Origin of the sequence: Cellvibrio sp. PSBB006, from assembly GCF_002162135.1 — a bacterium.
Taxonomy (GTDB): domain Bacteria; phylum Pseudomonadota; class Gammaproteobacteria; order Pseudomonadales; family Cellvibrionaceae; genus Cellvibrio.
Genome location: NZ_CP021382.1, coordinates 4179721 through 4197860, shown reverse-complemented (window position 1 = coordinate 4197860; position 18140 = coordinate 4179721). Strand labels below are relative to the sequence as shown.

At 52.8% G+C, this 18140-nt stretch carries 14 protein-coding genes; 8 read left to right on the top strand and 6 right to left on the bottom strand.

The window, feature by feature from the left end; genetic code table 11:
• Positions 1 to 85: 85 nt before the first annotated feature.
• From CBR65_RS17385 to CBR65_RS17365, 5 genes are all read left to right on the top strand, one after another.
• A complete protein-coding gene (locus CBR65_RS17385; protein WP_087468029.1) occupies positions 86 to 1135 on the top strand; it encodes a LacI family DNA-binding transcriptional regulator in 1050 nt (349 codons plus the stop codon).
• A gap of 321 nt (positions 1136 to 1456) precedes the next feature.
• Entirely contained in the window at positions 1457 to 3214 is a 1758-nt protein-coding gene (gene araD, locus CBR65_RS17380; RefSeq protein ID WP_087468028.1) for an L-arabinonate dehydratase, read from the top strand.
• Positions 3215 to 3232: 18 nt separating this feature from the next.
• Positions 3233 to 4135, top strand: a complete 903-nt coding sequence (locus CBR65_RS17375) for a dihydrodipicolinate synthase family protein (protein WP_087468027.1) — start codon at positions 3233 to 3235, stop codon at positions 4133 to 4135.
• A 105-nt stretch (positions 4136 to 4240) separates the two neighbouring features.
• Complete coding sequence (locus CBR65_RS17370; protein WP_087468026.1) at positions 4241 to 5563, top strand: MFS transporter; 1323 nt, start codon at positions 4241 to 4243, stop codon at positions 5561 to 5563.
• A 3-nt stretch (positions 5564 to 5566) separates the two neighbouring features.
• A complete protein-coding gene (locus CBR65_RS17365) occupies positions 5567 to 7129 on the top strand; it encodes an aldehyde dehydrogenase (NADP(+)) (RefSeq protein WP_087468025.1) in 1563 nt (520 codons plus the stop codon).
• A gap of 13 nt (positions 7130 to 7142) precedes the next feature.
• On the opposite strand, the gene CBR65_RS17360 is transcribed toward CBR65_RS17365, so the two are convergent.
• The gene (locus CBR65_RS17360; protein WP_157672132.1) at positions 7143 to 7787 is read right to left on the bottom strand and encodes a glutathione S-transferase family protein; all 645 of its coding nucleotides are present in this window, start codon (positions 7785 to 7787) and stop codon (positions 7143 to 7145) included.
• 126 nt (positions 7788 to 7913) lie between these two features.
• On the opposite strand from CBR65_RS17360, the gene CBR65_RS17355 reads away from it, so the two are divergent.
• On the top strand, positions 7914 to 8465 hold the full coding sequence (locus CBR65_RS17355) for a TetR/AcrR family transcriptional regulator (RefSeq protein WP_087468023.1): 552 nt from the start codon (positions 7914 to 7916) through the stop codon (positions 8463 to 8465).
• Positions 8466 to 8735: 270 nt separating this feature from the next.
• On the opposite strand, the gene CBR65_RS17350 is transcribed toward CBR65_RS17355, so the two are convergent.
• Both CBR65_RS17350 and CBR65_RS17345 read right to left on the bottom strand, forming a co-directional pair.
• Positions 8736 to 10112: a glycoside hydrolase family 28 protein gene (locus CBR65_RS17350; protein ID WP_087468022.1), complete on the bottom strand. Its 1377-nt coding sequence runs from the start codon at positions 10110 to 10112 to the stop codon at positions 8736 to 8738.
• Between the two features lie 196 nt (positions 10113 to 10308).
• Positions 10309 to 11358: a glycoside hydrolase family 105 protein gene (locus tag CBR65_RS17345; RefSeq protein ID WP_232461241.1), complete on the bottom strand. Its 1050-nt coding sequence runs from the start codon at positions 11356 to 11358 to the stop codon at positions 10309 to 10311.
• Between the two features lie 25 nt (positions 11359 to 11383).
• On the opposite strand from CBR65_RS17345, the gene CBR65_RS22535 reads away from it, so the two are divergent.
• Positions 11384 to 11614 carry a hypothetical protein gene (locus CBR65_RS22535; protein WP_232461240.1) on the top strand — a complete coding sequence of 77 codons (231 nt, stop codon included), beginning with the start codon at positions 11384 to 11386 and terminating at the stop codon, positions 11612 to 11614.
• Between the two features lie 45 nt (positions 11615 to 11659).
• Here the strand turns inward: CBR65_RS22535 and CBR65_RS17340 are convergent, their stop codons facing one another.
• On the bottom strand, positions 11660 to 14506 hold the full coding sequence (locus tag CBR65_RS17340) for a TonB-dependent receptor (RefSeq protein WP_087468021.1): 2847 nt from the start codon (positions 14504 to 14506) through the stop codon (positions 11660 to 11662).
• A gap of 231 nt (positions 14507 to 14737) precedes the next feature.
• Between CBR65_RS17340 and CBR65_RS17335 the strand changes: the two genes are divergently transcribed.
• Entirely contained in the window at positions 14738 to 14953 is a 216-nt protein-coding gene (locus tag CBR65_RS17335) for a hypothetical protein (RefSeq protein WP_157672131.1), read from the top strand.
• A gap of 107 nt (positions 14954 to 15060) precedes the next feature.
• Here the strand turns inward: CBR65_RS17335 and CBR65_RS17330 are convergent, their stop codons facing one another.
• Positions 15061 to 15558, bottom strand: a complete 498-nt coding sequence (locus CBR65_RS17330) for a hypothetical protein (RefSeq protein WP_232461239.1) — start codon at positions 15556 to 15558, stop codon at positions 15061 to 15063.
• A gap of 139 nt (positions 15559 to 15697) precedes the next feature.
• Positions 15698 to 18040: a penicillin-binding protein 1B gene (mrcB, locus tag CBR65_RS17325; protein ID WP_087468019.1), complete on the bottom strand. Its 2343-nt coding sequence runs from the start codon at positions 18038 to 18040 to the stop codon at positions 15698 to 15700.
• Between the last annotated feature and the right edge of the window lie 100 nt (positions 18041 to 18140).

Genomic DNA, 18140 nt, shown 5'->3' with positions numbered 1-18140 from the left:
ACCGACGTAGTGAGTAAAAATCCCGAACGCTTCCTTTAGCAGCCATTTAGGCTATGATGCACGCAATCATCCTGCAAAAGACACCATGAAAGATAAAAAGCCCAAGCAATCACGCAACCCTCAAAAGGCCCACAAGAAAGCGCCCACCTTGATTGATGTGGCCAAGGTGGCTGGCGTTTCGCCGATCAGCGTATCGCGCACACTGAACCAGCCGGAATTGGTGTCAGAGGAGATCCAGCAAAAAGTCCGCGATGCCATTACCCGCACGGGCTATGTGCCCAACATGTTGGCGGGCAGCCTGGCTACGCGCAGCAGCCGGCTGGTGGCGTTGATTGTGCCGACGATCGCGAACTCGATTTTTGCGGATACGGTTCAGGCCATTACTGACACCCTGGCGCAAGCGGGCTACCAAACGCTGCTCGGTTTGTCGGCTTATGACAAAGGTCGGGAGGAAGACCTGCTCAAAGCGATTCTGGGCAATCGGCCTGACGGGATTATCCTGACCGGCACCTCCCACGCGGATGGCATTCATGAACGTTTGATCAACACGCGTATTCCGGTGGTGGAAACCTGGGATCTAGCGCCCAATCCTATCGATACATTAGTCGGCTTCTCCCATACAGATGTGGGTCGTGCAGTGGGTGAATACTTACTCGCAAAAGGCTATCGTCGTTTTGCTTCCGTCTCCGCCAACGATCAGCGCGCGGTGCGCCGCTTCGCCGGTTTTACCGCTGCATTGCGCGATGCAGGTATCGATAACCTGGCCAGTCGTACGGTGCCGACGCCGGCCCGCTTTCGCCAGGGCCGGGAAAACCTGGCGGCATTACTGGATAGCGGCGAAACCTTTGATGCGGTGTATTGCAGTTCGGATACCCTGGCTCACGGGGTGATTGCCGAGGCTTTGCATCGCAATATCCGGGTCCCGGAAGATCTGGCAGTCATGGGCTTCGGCAACCTGGATTTTTCGGCCCACACCTATCCGGCGATCAGCACGGTGGGCATCAAGGGTGCCGAAATCGGACGGCTCGCGGCGGAGGCCCTGATCGCCAAGATGGATGATCCAGCCCCCACCGATAGCAGCTCACCGCGCATAATTGACGTAGGCTTCAATATCCTTGAGCGCGAAAGCGCCTGATTTCGCGTATTTTCTTCCTGTATTTCCTCATTTTTTCTTCGCATGATCCTGACGGCGATCTTCGCCGAACAGGCTGCTATCTGTGTAGCGAACGTGTCGACATCTTCATCACTTAAACCAAATGATAAGCGCAATCATTAATTAAAATTCTTTTTTCTGCTTGAAAAGCGCAACTGATTACGCAATCATGCCCAATATCAACCGAGCAGAAGCTGACATTCTGCCAAAAATAACAGCGTGATCATCCACCCTATTGAGCGCCCTACTGCGCCCGCCATCCAGCTAGACTGGAGATCACGCCCTGAGAGAGAACGCAGCACCATGGGCGCATCCAAAAAATCCACTTACAAAAAATCGGCCGAAGAGCTGCGCAGCCATCGCTGGTATGGCGTGAAAGATTTGCGTTCTTTCGGCCACCGCTCCCGCACCGCCCAAATGGGGTTTACCCAGGAGGACTACACTGGCAAACCGGTGGTGGCGATCATCAATACCTGGAGCGACATCAACCCCTGCCATACCCATTTCAAACAGCGGGTGGAGGAGGTCAAACGCGGCATCTGGCAGGCCGGCGGATTTCCCATCGAGCTGCCTGCGTCAACCTTATCCGAACCTTTTCAAAAGCCCACCGCCATGCTCTACCGCAATTTATTGGCGATGGAAACCGAAGAGTTATTGCGCGCGTACCCGGCGGACGGCGCGGTATTGATGGGTGGCTGCGACAAAACCACACCGGCCATGTTAATGGGTGCGATCAGCATGAATCTGCCGGTGATCTTTGTGCCCGCCGGGCCTATGCTGCGCGGCAACTGGCAGGGCGCAACTCTCGGTAGCGGTTCGGATACCTGGAAATATTGGGCGGAATTGCGCGCGGGCAATATCACTGAACAGGACTGGCAGGGTGTTGAAAATGGCATCGCGCGCTCGCCCGGCCACTGCATGACCATGGGCACCGCGTCGACCATGACCAGTGTGGCGGAGACCTTAGGTTTTTCCTTGCCGGGCGCCGCGTCTATCCCCGCGCCCGATTCACGTCACGCACAAATGGCCTCTCAATCGGGGCGCCGCATTGTGGAGATGATCTGGGAAGACCTGAAGCCGTCAGACATCATCACCCCCGTCGCCTTTGATAACGCCATTCGGGTTGCGCTGGCACTATCCGGCTCCACCAATTCCATTGTGCACATTGTCGCGCTGGCGCGCCGCGCCGGTATCGATCTGACGCTGGACCGCTTCGATGAACTCGCGCGCGATACGCCGATACTCGCCAACCTGCGTCCCGCTGGACATTATTTGATGGAAGATTTTTATTACGCCGGTGGCCTGCCCGCCTTATTAAACAACCTGCGCGATTTGCTCGACCTGCAACAAAAAACCATCACCGGCAAAACCCTCGGTGAAAATATTGAAGGCGCAAAAGTGTTTAACGAGGATGTGATTCGCACACGTGAAAACCCTCTCGCAACCAGCGATGGCATTGCCGTGCTGCGCGGCAATATCGCGCCCAACGGTGCGGTGATCAAACCGCCCGCCGCCGAACCGCATTTGTTAAAACATACCGGCAAAGCCGTGGTGTTTGAAAGTTACGCCGATATGGCTGCACGTATTGATGCACCGGATCTGGATATTGATGAACACTCCATCATCGTTTTAAAAAATGCCGGCCCGCAGGGCGCACCGGGTATGCCCGAGTGGGGCCAGTTACCGATTCCACAAAAATTATTAGCGCGCGGTGTGCGCGACATGGTGCGCATCTCTGACGCGCGCATGAGCGGTACCAGTTACGGCGCCTGTGTATTGCACGTCGCACCCGAATCTTATATTGGCGGACCTTTTGCATTTGTACAAAACGGCGACCTGATTGAACTGGATGTTCCGGCAAGAAAATTAAATGTACTAATCAGCGATGCCGAGATGGCCGCGCGCCAAGCGCGCTGGGTTGCGCCGGAGCCGAAGTTCGAACGTGGCTACGGCAAGCTGTATCAACGCCATGTGAGTCAGGCGGATAAAGGTTGTGATTTTGATTTCCTGGAAACCATTCCGGTTAAACACCTGGATGCCGGTGAGCCGGAAATTCACTGAACAGAGTGAGAGAAAATAATGAACAGCATTCAAACGGCGCTCGCCGGTATATCCGGTGTTCACGTCACACCCTTTGGTGACGACGGTGAAATTCATGAGGCGCAATTACGCAAGGTTGTCGATGGGATTGCCAGCGCTGGCATTCACAACATTGTCACCGGTGGCAACACCGGTGAATTTTATGCACAGGACCTGGCAGAAATCTGCCGGGTTTACGAACTCGCCGTGGAAGCCAACGCGGGGCGCGCGTTTATTACCGCCGGTGTCGGGCGCAGTGCGCGGGAAGCCATTAAACTGGCGGCAGCCGCTAAAGATGTCGGTGTCGATGCATTGATGATTCACCAACCGCCCGACCCTTTTTGCTCACCGCGGTTGGTGGTGGACTATATAAAACAAATCGCGGATGCTACTGACCTTCCCATCATCGCTTATGCGCGCAGTCCGGGTTTGATGCCGGAACATTTTGTACGCATGGGCGAGATTGAAAATGTGGTTGCTATTAAATATGCCGTGCCTGATCCTTTGCGTCTGGCGGAATGTATTCGTGCCACTCGCGGACAGGCCTTGCAGTGGATCTGCGGCTTGGCGGAAAGTTGGGCGCTGCCGTTTTATGCCTGCGGCGCACGGGGTTTTACCTCCGGGCTGGTGAATGTTAATCCGGAATTATCGCTCCGTATTTATGCCGCACTGGAGGAAAATGATCTGGCGAAAGCGCGGCTTCTGATTGATGCCATTGCGGACTTTGAACAGATGCGCACCCTCGAAAGTAACGGTGCCAATGTTACCGTTGTTAAAGAAGCCATGAACCAGATAGGTATTGCTGTCGGTGCTGTGCGAGCGCCCGGCGTTATCGCCTTGAATCCAGGCCAGCGTGAGAGACTGGCCGTTTTGTTAGACGATTGGCGAAAATTATCTGTTTGATTTTTATTTTATAGCTTAACGATTGTTCGCGCAGGGATGCACCTTTTCTATCGCACGCCATAACGATAACACCAAGAATAATAGATAAAAAATGGAGACGTCATTATGCTCACCGATGATTCGGGGTTAAAGCTAGCGGCCGCCACGACACCGCCAACCAAAACCCGCTATCTGATGCTGGCGCTGATTTTTTTCGCGACAGTGATCAATTATGTTGATCGCACCAACCTCGCCGTTGTTGCACCAATCTTGTCAAAAGACCTGGACCTATCCCCTGTACAGATGGGTTTATTGTTTTCTGCTTTTGCCTGGACTTATGCATTCGCCAATTTGCCCGGCGGTTATCTCGTCGATCGATTGGGGTCGCGGGTGGCTTACGGCTGGTCGTTATTTTTATGGTCGGCCGCGACCTTTGTGCAAGGTGCCGCCGGCAGTTTTGCAGCGCTCTTTGGTTTGCGTTTAGCGGTGGGCGCGGCAGAAGCACCAGCGTTCCCATCTAACAACCGCGTGGTCACCATGTGGTTTCCCAAAAGCGAACGCGGGTCTGCCACCAGTTTTTATGTCGTAGGCCAGTACATCGGCACTGCTATGTTTACGCCGTTATTGTTCTGGATTGCGTCGCATTATGGTTGGCGGGAAGTGTTTTATGTCACTGGTGGCTTGGGTATTTTATTTGCCAGTGTGTGGTTCAAATTGTATCGCGACCCGAAAGACAGCAAGCGGGTTAATGCAGAAGAGTTGCGCTACATTGAGTCGGGCGGTGCTTTGACTGGCGGCATAGCGCAGGCAAATTTTAAATGGTCGCTGGTATGGCAATTATTTGAGCATCGCCAAATCTGGGCGATTTGTATTGGCAAGTTCGCCATCTCCTCGACGTTATTTTTCTTCCTGACCTGGTTCCCAACTTATCTGGTGGAAGCGCGCGGCATGACCATGTTAAAAGCGGGCTTCTTTGCCGTCTTGCCTTATATTGCCGCCAGTTTGGGTGTGTTGTTGGGTGGCTATTGGTCCGACACTTTATTGAAACGTGGTTACTCCATGTCAGTGGCGCGCAAGCTGCCGATTGTGACCGGTTTTTTGCTCGCTTCTTCAATTTTCCTTGCCAACTTCACCACCTCCAACATGATTGCCATTGCCATTTTATCCTTTGCGTTTTTTGCGCAAGGTATTTCCTCCATGTCCTGGGCGATAATCTCGGAAGTTGCACCGAAAGAATTAATCGGCATGACCGGTGGCGTATGCAATTTTGCGGGCAATTTAGCAGGCATCGCCATGCCCATTGCCATTGGTTATATCCTCGCGCATACCGGCTCATTTAACTGGGCTTTGGGATTGGTGGGCATAGCCGCGATAACCGGCGCACTGTCTTACACGTTTTTATTGGGCCCGGTAAAACGCATTCAGTTGCGTCACGCGGCGGAGGCGTAAACCATGATACTAACGGGAGAAATGTTGCTGGGCGCAAAAACCATTAAAGGTTCCGGTCCTGTTATCTACGCGGTTGATCCAGCCACCGGCACACAATTGCAACCGGCCTACCCTGGCGGTACCAAAACCGAGGTAGATAAAGCCTGCAAACTTGCAGCGGCCGCATTCAATCACTATCGCCACACAGGCTTGCATAATCGCGCGCGTTTTCTCGAAACCATTGCCGAACAAATCTTTGAACTGGGCGATGCCTTGATCGAGCGCGCCATGGCCGAAACCGGTTTGCCCCGCGCCCGACTTGAAGGTGAGCGGATGCGCACCGTGAATCAACTTAAATTATTTGCCAACGTAGTGCGCGAAGGTCATTGGCTGGATGTGCGCATTGATCGCGCCATACCAGAACGCCAACCGCCGCGCTCGGACATTCGCATGCATTATATTCCGCTCGGTCCGGTTGCCGTGTTTGGCGCAAGTAATTTTCCGCTGGCATTTTCTGTTGCCGGTGGTGATACCGCTTCCGCATTGGCCGCTGGTGCGCCGGTGGTCGTGAAAGCACATCCGGCACATCCCGGCACATCGGAACTGGTCGGTCGCGCCATTCGTGTCGCTGTGAATTTATGTGGATTACCGGAGGGTACTTTTTCATTGCTGTATCTCAACGACAATGAAACGGCGCAAGCTCTGGTGCGCCACTCACACATTAAAGCGGTGGGTTTTACCGGCTCCCGTGCCGGTGGACTAGCACTACAGCAAGTCGCCGCGCAACGCGCTGAACCCATTCCCGTGTATGCGGAGATGAGCAGTATCAATCCAGTATTTTTATTGCAGGCCACCCTGGCGGAGCAAGCTGAAACGATTGCAGAAAATTTTGTTAGTTCGCTGACGATGGGTGCTGGGCAATTCTGTACCAATCCCGGATTGGTGATCGGTGTTAGAAGTGAAGCGCTGGATCGTTTTATTCAAACGGCGGGCCGGTGTATTGCACAGTCACCTAATCAGACCATGCTGTCATGTGGTATTTATGAAAACTACAACGCGCACGTGAACACACTCGCGCAACGCCCGCGAGTTAAATTGATCGCTCAGGGTCAACAGGCAACGCATGCGAATCAAGCCCGACCAACATTATTCAGTACCAGCGCCAAAGCCTTTTTAGCTGATGAAGCTATGAGCCAGGAAGTTTTCGGTGCATGCAGTTTGATTGTGCAGTGCAAGGATGAAACAGAAATGCTGCATTTGGCTGCACACCTGGAAGGTCAATTAACCGCAACCATTCATGCGCGCTCCCCACAAGATAACGCGCTGGCCAAAACGTTATTGATAGAACTCGAACGTAAAGCCGGGCGAATTTTATTTAACGGTTTTCCGACTGGTGTCGAAGTGTGTCATGCCATGGTTCATGGCGGACCCTTCCCCGCCACCACGGACAGCCGCACAACATCAGTGGGTTCCGCTGCAATTCAGCGGTTTTTACGGCCCGTGTGTTATCAGGATGTACCGCCCGCGTTATTGCCAGATGCGTTATTGGACAGCAATCCTTTGCATATCCGGCAATCTATCAGCTGATGTGAAAAGCGTCTCAAGCTTTGCGCGCGCCCAGCACGCCTTCGGCATAGGTTTGGGCGCGCTGGAAGGCAAGGTAATCGTTCAGGTTTGCATACTGTTTGTTGATGCAAAATGGCTCAGGCAGTTGATCAATATAATCCAGCATGGGAATCAAATACGCATCACACAAGGTAAATTGCCCCGCGATAAAATATTGTGCACTCCCGACAGAATCGGCAATCCAGCGCATTGCATTTTGTGCAGCGGGTAGATTGTCTTTAACCACATCAATCCGCACATTGCCCTGATCGCCTTTGGGAAAGGCAAATTCGAGCAGCAAATTCTTAACCAGGTGTTGATGTGCATACAACGAAACAATCCCCGCCTGCGCCAGGATTTTTGCTTTCCCTTCTATCGAACCTGGCAGAAAACTGGGCCCCGACTTGCTCTCCAGATAAAATGCAATGGCCATGGTTTCCGGCAGAACCAAGTCTCCATCAATCAATACAGGTAATTTTCTGAAAGGATGCAAACTGGCATGTTCATCGCCAAAAATCGGTATCTCCTTGCCATAAGGCGCGCGAGTCACCTCATAAGCCAAACCTTTAAATTGACACAATAGCCGAACCGAGCGCAAAAAATATGAAAATTCCGGGCCGTACAGTTTCAATGTGGACATGGTGCTCTCCCAGCAAAAAAAGACAGGTGACGAGGCATCCATTTAAGAGGCACAATAAAATATGTTCAAGAACATATTGTAAACCCTTGCCATACTGCCGCCTGTTACCGCTTTGGAGTTCATACCATGCCCTGGAATGCCGAACATAAAACCCAATCCCGCGACCGCATCCTGTCATCCGCCGCACAACTCTTCAGCCACCAGGGTTTCGACGCTGTCTCCATCGACGATGTCATGGCGCACGCCGGATTAACGCGGGGAGCTTTTTATGCACACTTCACATCCAAGTCGGATATGTATCACCAATCCATGGTGGCCGGCGCGCTCCTGTCCCGCGACAGGATTTGCCATGGCAACCCGGCTAAAGCATCAGAACTGGCTGAGCGATACCTGGAGATCGGCCGCCACGCACGCGCCGACCGCTACTGCCCGCTCGCGTTTCTAGTGACGGATATCGGACATCGTGAGCCCAAGGTGAAGGCCACCTATACACACATCCTTACCAGGTATCAGGCGATGTTGGTTGGACTGGGGCTCTCGGAAGAAAACGCGATTAAAGCCAGCGTGATGTTGATCGGTGGATTGGCGCTTTCACGCGCGGTGGTTGATGATGAATTGAAGAATAAAATTTTGGATGTTTGTCTTGAGCAAGTAAAGGATTTAGAGAATGAAACTTAATTATTTGCAAAAGCGCTTAACAGTTCAGAAGCTGCACTTTTTGAGAACACTTGAATTCTGCACAATGTGAGTTTGGCGTTGGGCCCTTTGTTTCGAAACCCTCAAGTCATGGATGACTTGCGGGAGCTACAGGGACGATTCATTCACCACATCCATGTGGTTCACCCTTCGGGCAGCTTCGCTGTGCAAATTTGCTTCCTGCCAATTTGTCATGCGTTTTCGAAACAAAGGGCCCAATGACAAACGGGCTACGAAGCACTCTGAACCATGCTACTTCCAATCCAACCGCCCATTCACACGCTGGCCGTTGATCTGCACATTATCAAACACCAGATTGTCGACATTATCGATCACGAATAATTCATCCGCTTTTTTAATAGTAATGTTTCTCAAGGTCACATCTTGTAGCGGAAACCCTTTAGGAGCATTTGCTTTAAATACCAACCCCGTCTCACCGACGGTAATATCTTCAAACACGATGTCACGATAAATAGACGGAAAATTACCACCCATGGCGCCAGCAGCGTAGGTCAATTCAAACCAGAAAAGCTGCCCGGTTTTTTCAATGTCCATGTTGCGTACCCGCACATGCTCGACCACGCCGCCACGGTCCAGGTTAGCTTTAAAACGTATCGCCGCGGAACCGTTGCGGTAAATGTTATCGGAGAAAAACACATGGCGAATACCACCGGACATTTCACTGCCTAACGCAATACCATCCTCACCCGCCATTTCATTATTGCGCACCACAATATTTTCACTGGGCCGCGCGATCTTGCGCCCATCGTAATCGCGCCCGGATTTCACCACCACGGCATCATCACCGGTTTTGAAGCGGTTGTTTTCGATTAATACATAACGACTCGAATCCACATCAACACCGTCGTTGTTGGGAAACATACTGTCCACTTTAACCCCGCGCATAATCGCGTGGTCGGTGTACACCAGATGATTCACCCAGAACGGCGAATTGGTAACAGTGTAATCCTGCAACAACACCCGCTGCGCGTCGATAAACTGAATCATACTCGGCCGCAGAAAATGGTCCTTATGAAACTGCCGCTTCTCTAACGGCACACCATCAATCCCCATCCGCCGCAACGCGGTCATATCATCGCCCTGCCGCTTATGCCACGCGTGAAAATCGCTGTTTTTATTACCATCGATTACACCTGTTCCGGTAATCGCCACATCCGTTACTTTATGGGCATAAATCAGCGGCGAATAACCATACATCTCCGTTCCCTCCCACCGCGTAAACACCGCCGGCAGGTAATCCTCATGATCCGCACTGAACAACAAAGTCGCCCCTTCCGCCACATGCAAATTAACATGGCTCTTCAAATGAATCGGCCCTTTACTCAACCAGGTCCCCTTCGGAATCACCACGCGCCCACCGCCTTTCGCGCTCGCCTGATTAATCGCCTCAAGAATCGCCGGCCGCGTATCCTTCCTTCCACCACTCGCCGCCCCGAAATCAGTAATCAGATAATCATCACCCCCAATCACTGGTAGCTCAATCGCCTGCACAATCGCCGCCGCCATATTCCAGTCTGCCTGCGTATCGACAGCGCTTGATGTTTCCACAGCTGATACAGCGACAAAAAACAGGAAAATTTTTATTGGACCCAGGAAAGTTGATTTCATATTGGTTTCTCTCGTTTTTTTAATTTATTTCGACGCAGTTTTAAACTTTACTATTCGCAAAATGGCACGGAGGCGTGTACCGCGAGAGAGTCTGAAACCCTCAAGTCAGGGACGACTTGAGGGAGCTACAGGGACGTATCTATGCGTTTTCAGACTCTCTCGCGGTACACGCCGTTCTCACTTAAATTTCATCAAACTACCGCCCCAACTCCAACGCCGCCAATATAAACGGCCCCACCCCATGCGCATCATCCACCCGAATCGCCTCACCCACATAATACGCAAACGTCCCCGGCCGATAAGGATCACCACCCAAACCCGCACTCCCGCAAATCTGCGTCAAATGAACCTGCTTCTGCTTATCCACCACCACTAAGTTTTTCAACAATCCATCAAAAGTTTTATCCGCAACTTTTTTAAACCGCGCCGGCAAATAACCTTTACGCGCGCCCTTGGCAAACGCATACGCGAACATCGCCGACCCGGACGCCTCCAGATAATTACCGTAACGATCCCCCTGATCCGTCACCTGATACCATAACCCGGATTTATGCTGCACCTTCACCAAGGCATCCGCCAGACGATTTAAAATCACAATCAGCTCTTTCCGATCTTTATGCTCCTCCGGAAAATAATCCAGCACATCCACCAACGCCATCGCATACCAACCCATAGCGCGCGACCAGAAATGCGGAGACAAACCGGTTTTATCATCGGCCCACAATTGCAAGGTACTTTCATCCCAGGCGTGATACAGCAAACCGGATTGCGCATCGCGAGTTTTGCTTTCAATCAGGATAAATTGATGCGCGATATCATCAAAGGCTTTATCGCCCTCATTAAATTGCTGCGCATATTGCGCGTAATAAGGCGCGCCCATATAGAGTCCATCAAGCCACATCTGCCAGGGATAAATTAATTTATGCCACAAGCCACCACTGCGCGTACGCGGTTGCCATTCGAGTTGCTGACGCAGGTTTTGCATAGCCGTCAGGTAACGCGGATCTTTATATTGGTCGTGCAATAAAAATAATAATTTTCCGCTGTTGATGGAATCAATATTGAAATCAGCGATGTTGTAACCTTTGATCTTGCCCTGCTCATCAATCAATTGATCAACATAAGCCTTGGCATAATCAAGATACTGTTGCTCGCCCGTTTTTTCATATAAACGTTGAAAACCCAGCAAGACCAAACCATAGGTATAAGCCCACTGGGGTTTTTCCATCAGTTTATAGTCACGCATGGCCCAGGCTTCGGGGCTGCGTTGTATGACAGATAAAGCTGTGCGCTCTGCCCAGCTTTTATTGACAGGGATCGGTTTATCATCAGCCAGGCTGTTGCCGGTTAATACCAAAAGAATGCTGAAACAAAAAGCAGAAAAGAATGGCTTGCCACACATAGGAAAATTCTCTTGTGAAAAGCGAAAAGGAAAAAAGAAGATTACCGCCAGTGCATTCATTGCAGATAAAAAAGGCGCCACCGGAAAACAACTCCGGTGACGCAAGATGTGGGAAAAACAACTAGCGGTAGAACAGGTCAAGCGATTAGAAAGTTGCCCTCACACCGAGATAAACTTCGCGCCCGGTAGAGTTATACTCACGCACGAAATTGAAGTCACCGGTAGGACCACTGGTATAGTTGCGCTCTTCCTCTTCATTGAGGTTGATCACTTCCAGACGCACGGTGATGTTATCCGTCACGTTGTAAAACGCGGACGCATCCAGGCGAGTCGGGCCGGTGTTGAACTCACGGGCATTGCCATTGGAACCGGAGGTCGCGGTGACATAATCATCGCGATTATTCCAGGATAAACGCGCACCCCATTGCGGGGTTTCATAATAGGCCGTGAAGTTGTAGCTGTCTTCCGAAAGGCCCGGCAGGCTGCTTTTCACTTCACCAAACAATGCTTCGGATTCCACGTGCGTGTAGTTGGCGGTTACACCGAAATTACTCCAGAAGCCGGGCAGGAACGTAAAGGGTTGTTGATAGGCCAGCTCAAAACCTTCCAGGTCAGCGTCCTGCGCGTTTTCCGGGCGACTAACGTTCCAGGTACCGTCGGGTTGAGTTACGCCGGGATCATAAAGCGGATCGTTGGGGTCATATTCCGGACGTAAGGAAACTGCAGCAGCAATGCCCGGATTAAGCGTACCGTTAACCGTTTCGTCCGCAATAAACCCTTCGATTTTCTTATGGAATACGGTAAAGGCCAGCAAAGACTCATCAGTGAAATACCACTCAATGCCCGCATCAAATGAATCCGCCGTAATCGCTTCCAGATCCGGGTTACCGGTAGAAATGTTGCCATTAACTGGCGTGATCGCGGTGATGGATGGAACAAGATCACCCAAGCTTGGACGAGTAATATTTTTAGCCGCACTGAAACGCAACACCAAATCGTCACGCAGCTCCCAAGACAAGTTCAACGAGGGCAAGGTATCCGTATAATTACTTTCAGCCATCACAGGTTCTGGTGTGCCGGTGATAGCGGTGTAAGCGGACGCACTAGTATCTGTCTCTACCACTCGTACACCGGCATTCACATACAACGGGCGACCAGCCAGTTCGAGATCAAAATCCAATTGGCCGTATACACCAAGCGTCTCTTCTTCAACATTCCAACTCAGTGAGTTGGTTAATGCTGGCTCGAACTCACCGGCGTTATGCACCTGAATCGCAACATCAAAATCCTGCACCATCCAGTTCTGCGGGAAACCAGCCGGCGGATTCAATGCCGATGCAAAGTCTCCACCGACCTGCGACTGGAATGTCACCGCCATACCGGGGAAATTATCTACTGGCGTATCGGTGGTCGGCGTGGTTAAACCAACAGGCGTGTAATTTAATGAATCCACTTCACGGCTATTAGATATCAAACCCAACTTGGTATTAAACAAGTCACCATCGATCTCCAGGTCCAGACGATAGGTTTCATTAGTCCGCTCTACCACATCCTTACGAATGGTTAAGCCGCCGCCAGTGGTGTAGTTGGCGGTATCGAGCATATCGAAACCGTAGGACATTTCGGCAATATTGGGGTTGGTGGAATCAAAGGTGAAGGTACTGCCACCCACCGGCCCATCAATATTGAAACGGTATTGTTCTTCATCGTGCTCGGAGGTGGCGCGCCCAGCCAAGGCTTTCAAACGCACATTCTCGGTGAATTCATAGCTACCAGTTAATACTGTTTGCAGGAATTCGGATTCCGAATACTGCGCCCGACTTTCAGAGCGAGGGCGCACACCGGAGAAAGTGCCCGCGACGATATAGCGACCGGTGGGGTCCAGGGTGATTTCTTCGGGCGTGATACCAGGCCATGAATTGCGGAATTGCGCCGCGTAGTTGTAAGAAATCCGATCATTTTCCAGGCTCGAACTCACCACATCCAGTCCCAATTCCAGCTTATCGGTGGGGCGGAATTGGAACGCGGCGGTCATACCCGTGCGGTCGACCGTGTTGCTGAAAAAGTCCATGCGCGGCAGGCGCGGCATCCACATGTAACGCAGGCCGTCCGGATCTTCGGGATCATAGTTGCTTGAAGCAGGATCGGTAGGATCTTCTCCATCCGGGTCAGCAATATTGGCGAAGGGATTCGGCGTGCCATTCACCACCGTATCACTGACATCCGCCCAGGCGCGCCCTTCGGTTGCCGCCGCACTGTAACGCACCGTACCGTAACCTTCCTGCTGCACCGTGCGCTCGGATTTGGCGATAGAGAACTGCACACCTAAACGATCATCAAGAAAGGTGTTGCTGATTAATGCAGTAAAACGCGGGTCCAACTCATCCGCCACGTTATCCACCGTTGCCTGTGCACCGACGATGGCATGAAAGCCGGGGTTATCCAGCGGCTTGGCCGTGTGCAATTCAATGGTGCCGCCCAGACCACCTTCTTCAACCGAGGCGATGGGAGTTTTGTGAATATCAATTCGATTAAATAATTCAGATGCGAAGATATTGAAGTCCACCGCGCGGCCACGGTTAACACCGCCGGACGAATCCAGGCCGCCGCCGCTGGCGGGTACTTCCATACCATTCAAGGTAGTACGGCTGAAATCCGGACCCAAGCCACGCACACTCACCTGCCGCCCTTCGCCGCCTTCGCGGGTGATGGTGACACTGGGTACGCGTTGCAGGGATTCGGCCAGGTTAAGGTCAGGCATCTTGCCGATGTCTTCGGCCATGATGGTTTCTTTGGCATTGGGCGCATTGCGTTTCTGTTCAAGCGCGCTCGCCAGGCTGCCCCGATAACTGCCGCTGACCAGCACTTCTTCGATCATGCCGTCAGATTCGGCCTGCGCCATTGCCAGACCGGGCATCACGCCCAGCCCCAACAATAAGCTGGTGGCTGAAATACAAAGCGATAGGGGGTTTTTGTGCATAGGTTTGTTCATAGGGTTGCTCTCTCTATCATTATTATTTGCTGTTCCTCAGGACGAATCCCGGGACGGTTGATGGGTCGATGGGCGGTTGAGCAAAACACACCGTCCGCAGCCCGACGATAATCGCTGTATTAACCTGCCTGATTTATGGTTGTGTGGCCGGTCGTTTTCGGGAGATGCCAAGGCGAAAAGCCTTCTTCCCACGGTTTATCGTGGCCAGATGATTACGCAATCAGGCAGTTTGTGCAAGAAAAAATCGCCGTTAAGTGGGCAAAAATCCACAAAATTACAAAAACTGACAAAACGGCGCCAAAAGCCATAAATGTGGCAGAAAACGCGAAAAGAGGAGACTTGGAAGCGAAGTGGAACCCTGCCGCTGATAACGGCGGGGATCTGGTAAAACGGACACAAAGATTAGCTGAAAGAAGAGCGGAAGTAGGTTGGATTAGCGCAGCGTAATCCAACACAATCTTGCAGAAAAACCATAGATTGAAGAGCCAAGCCCTAATTCAAAACAGTGTTCGCCGAGCCTCAAAGCCAGAAGCGGAGCAACAGCCTCCAAAATATTAAAACCCTGAAGACACCGCATCCCTTACCCGCAACAATGCCTCGGCGACCGCTGAACCTGCCTGGCTATAGCGCAGCCCCTGTTGCACAAACTGCTCGGCACGCTGAGGCATCGCCAACTGCACATAACTCTGCGCAATGATCAGGTAAAGCTCCGGCGAACGACGGTCAATCCGCAAGCCGCGCTCGGCGGTGGCGATAGCGGTTTGATAATCACGGGTGTTGTATTGCGCACGCGCCTGATTGGTGAGACTGGTGACGGCAGGGTTGGTCGATGGGACCGGCTCGGGCGCCTGCACATCGGCTTCTTCACTGTCGATAGAGGGTGCCGGTTCACCGGCCGGGTAGGTTTGTGCTGGCTCGGGTTCGCCGGATGTATCGCTATCGGTGACCGGTGGCAAATCGTAGGTTGTGCTGGCACAGCCGATCATCAGGCTCAGCAGGCCGGCAATGAACACAAGTGAAAGCGACTTGTTTATGGAGAGCGGTTTGTTCATGGAGGGCTCCTTGCAGATTCGGGTCATTATCAGTCAGGCAGTTTAGTTTCCCGAAGCCCGTGTTTGGCGCGGGGGTCGGGTGCTTGTCGGATTACGCTGCGCTAATCCGACCTACGGGGTTCCTATTAATTCCGGGGCGTTAATTCCACAGGCGCTGCCACCAGTTGCGGCCACCTTCTTTCAGGCGGCAATCGCTTTGTTGTTCGGGACGCTGGCTATCGCGCAGGGGCAGCCAGACGGCGCCTTCGCAATGTTCGGCACTGAGCATACCGGTTGCCGCATCAATCCAGTCAAAGCTGACACCTTCCGGTGGTTGCAGGTTCACGCCCTGCGTCGGTAATTGCCGCATCAAATCCGCCCAGACCTGCAACGCCCCACCCGAACCGGTGAGTGGTGTTGCACTGTTATCGTCGCGGCCCAGCCAGACCACGGCAAGATGCTCACCGCTGAAACCCGCAAACCAGCTATCGCGCTGATCGTTGGTGGTGCCGGTCTTACCCGCCAAAGGCAGAGTCTCCGGGAATTGATTGTAGACACTGCGCCCGGTGCCTTCGCGCAACACCATCTGCAAGGCGTATTGCAACTGGAAGGTACTTTCGAGCGAGAAACGTTGTTCCAGCTCAAGCGGGTAGCGCCGCAACGGCTGGCCATCGGCCGTCAGCACTTCGCGGATCGAACGCAAAGGCGTGTAGACACCTTCTGCAGCCAGCGTGTGGTAGATGCCTGCGACTTCAAACGAAGACATATCCACAGAGCCGAGCAACATGGATGGAACGCCGGGGATACGCCCCTCAAAACCCGCCGCTTTCACGGTGTCGTACACGTTCTCCAAACCTAACTGCATGCCCAGGCGCGCCGTGGCCTGGTTATAGGAGTGGGTCAAGGCCATGTACATGGGCACCTCGCCGTGACTGACCGAATCGACATTGTTGGGCTCCCACAATTTGCCGTCGCCGCCTTTAATGGTGACCGGTTCATCACTGATAAGGGTGCCGAGATGGTAGGTATCCGGTTGCTCAAGGGCAGTGAGGTAGACGAATGGCTTCATCAACGAGCCGATAGGACGACGCGCATCCAGGGCGCGATTAAAGCCTTCGAAACGCGGATTTTTATCGCCGATCAGTGCCAACACTTCACCGCCGCCCACCGAGGTCACCACCATGCTGCCTTGCAGGTCTTTCACATTGTGTCGTTGCTCCAGCTGACGCAGGCGTTGATTCAGCGCTGCCTCGGCCTGGCGCTGCACCATCGGCGACAAGCTGGTGAAGATGCGCAAACCTTCGCTGCGCAGATCCTCTTCCTGATAGTCCTCCTGCAACTGGCGCTTCACCAAGGCCACAAAGGCCGGGTAAGTCACCATGCTGGTATCGCCTTGCTCCACCACACCCAGCGATGCTGCTTGTGCGCGCTTTAATTCCTTGTCATCAATCAGCCCCTGCTGATGCATGACGGTCAATACCAGATTGCGCCGCTTTTTAGCGCGCTCGGGATTGCGCCAGGGGTTGTAATAGGAAGCGCCTTTCACCAGACCGACAAGCAATGCCAGCTGTTCGGTATCCAGTTCGGTCAATGGCTGGCGGAAATAATGCTGCGACGCCAGTGCAAAACCGTGGATCGCACGCGGACCACTTTGCCCAAGGAAGACTTCGTTGATATAGGTTTCGAGGATTTCAGACTTGGTGTAGTGGATCTCCAGCAACACCGCCATGATGGCTTCCTGCACCTTGCGCCGCAGATGGCGCTCGCGGGTCAGGTAAAAATTCTTCACCAATTGCTGGGTCAGGGTGCTGCCACCCTGCACCACTTCGCCTTCGCGCACATTCACCATAGCCGCCCGCAGGATGGCCAGGGGTGATACGCCGTAGTGATCGAGAAAGTGCTGATCTTCCACCGCCAGCAAGGTTTCACCCAGTAACGGCGGTAAATCGGACAAGCGCACCAGCAGTCGGTCTTCGGCTTCGGCGGGATAAATGCCGCCAATTTCTTCTGGCTCCAGCCGCATCAGCGGCATATCGGCGCCGGCCAGATCGCGCAAATGCAGTACATGTCCATCCGCAATCGTGATACCGAAACGCCGCGCCTCTTCACGCTTATCCCAAAAATCAAAACCGCGACTGTGCACCTGGTAGCTGGCCTGCACGCTACTGACCGGGCGCTTCACGTATTGGCCCGGCGCATTCAGGCTGCCAACTGCGCGATAACCCAATGCCTGCAATTCCTGCTCAAACAACGGCGGCGTCAGCGCCAGCCCTTCATACAACTCCAGCGGACGGGAATACACCCGCGCCGGCAGCGCCCACTTTTTACCGTCGAATTTCGCGCGCACCACCACATCAAGGTACAAAGTCCAGATAGCAAGCAATACCAGGATGGCAATAACACTGTAAAACAACCAGAGGCGAAACAGCGCCCAACCATGACGCGGGGGTTTACTGGGTGGTGGAGACTTTTTAGTGCGGGAAATGGAACGGCGTTTGGTCATCAGAAATTCTTAAAGTACGGGTTAAAAAACAGGGCGCTAGTTTACGCCGATTGAGATCTACAATCATCGGTTTTGCATCTGTAACATGCGTTTTGCATAA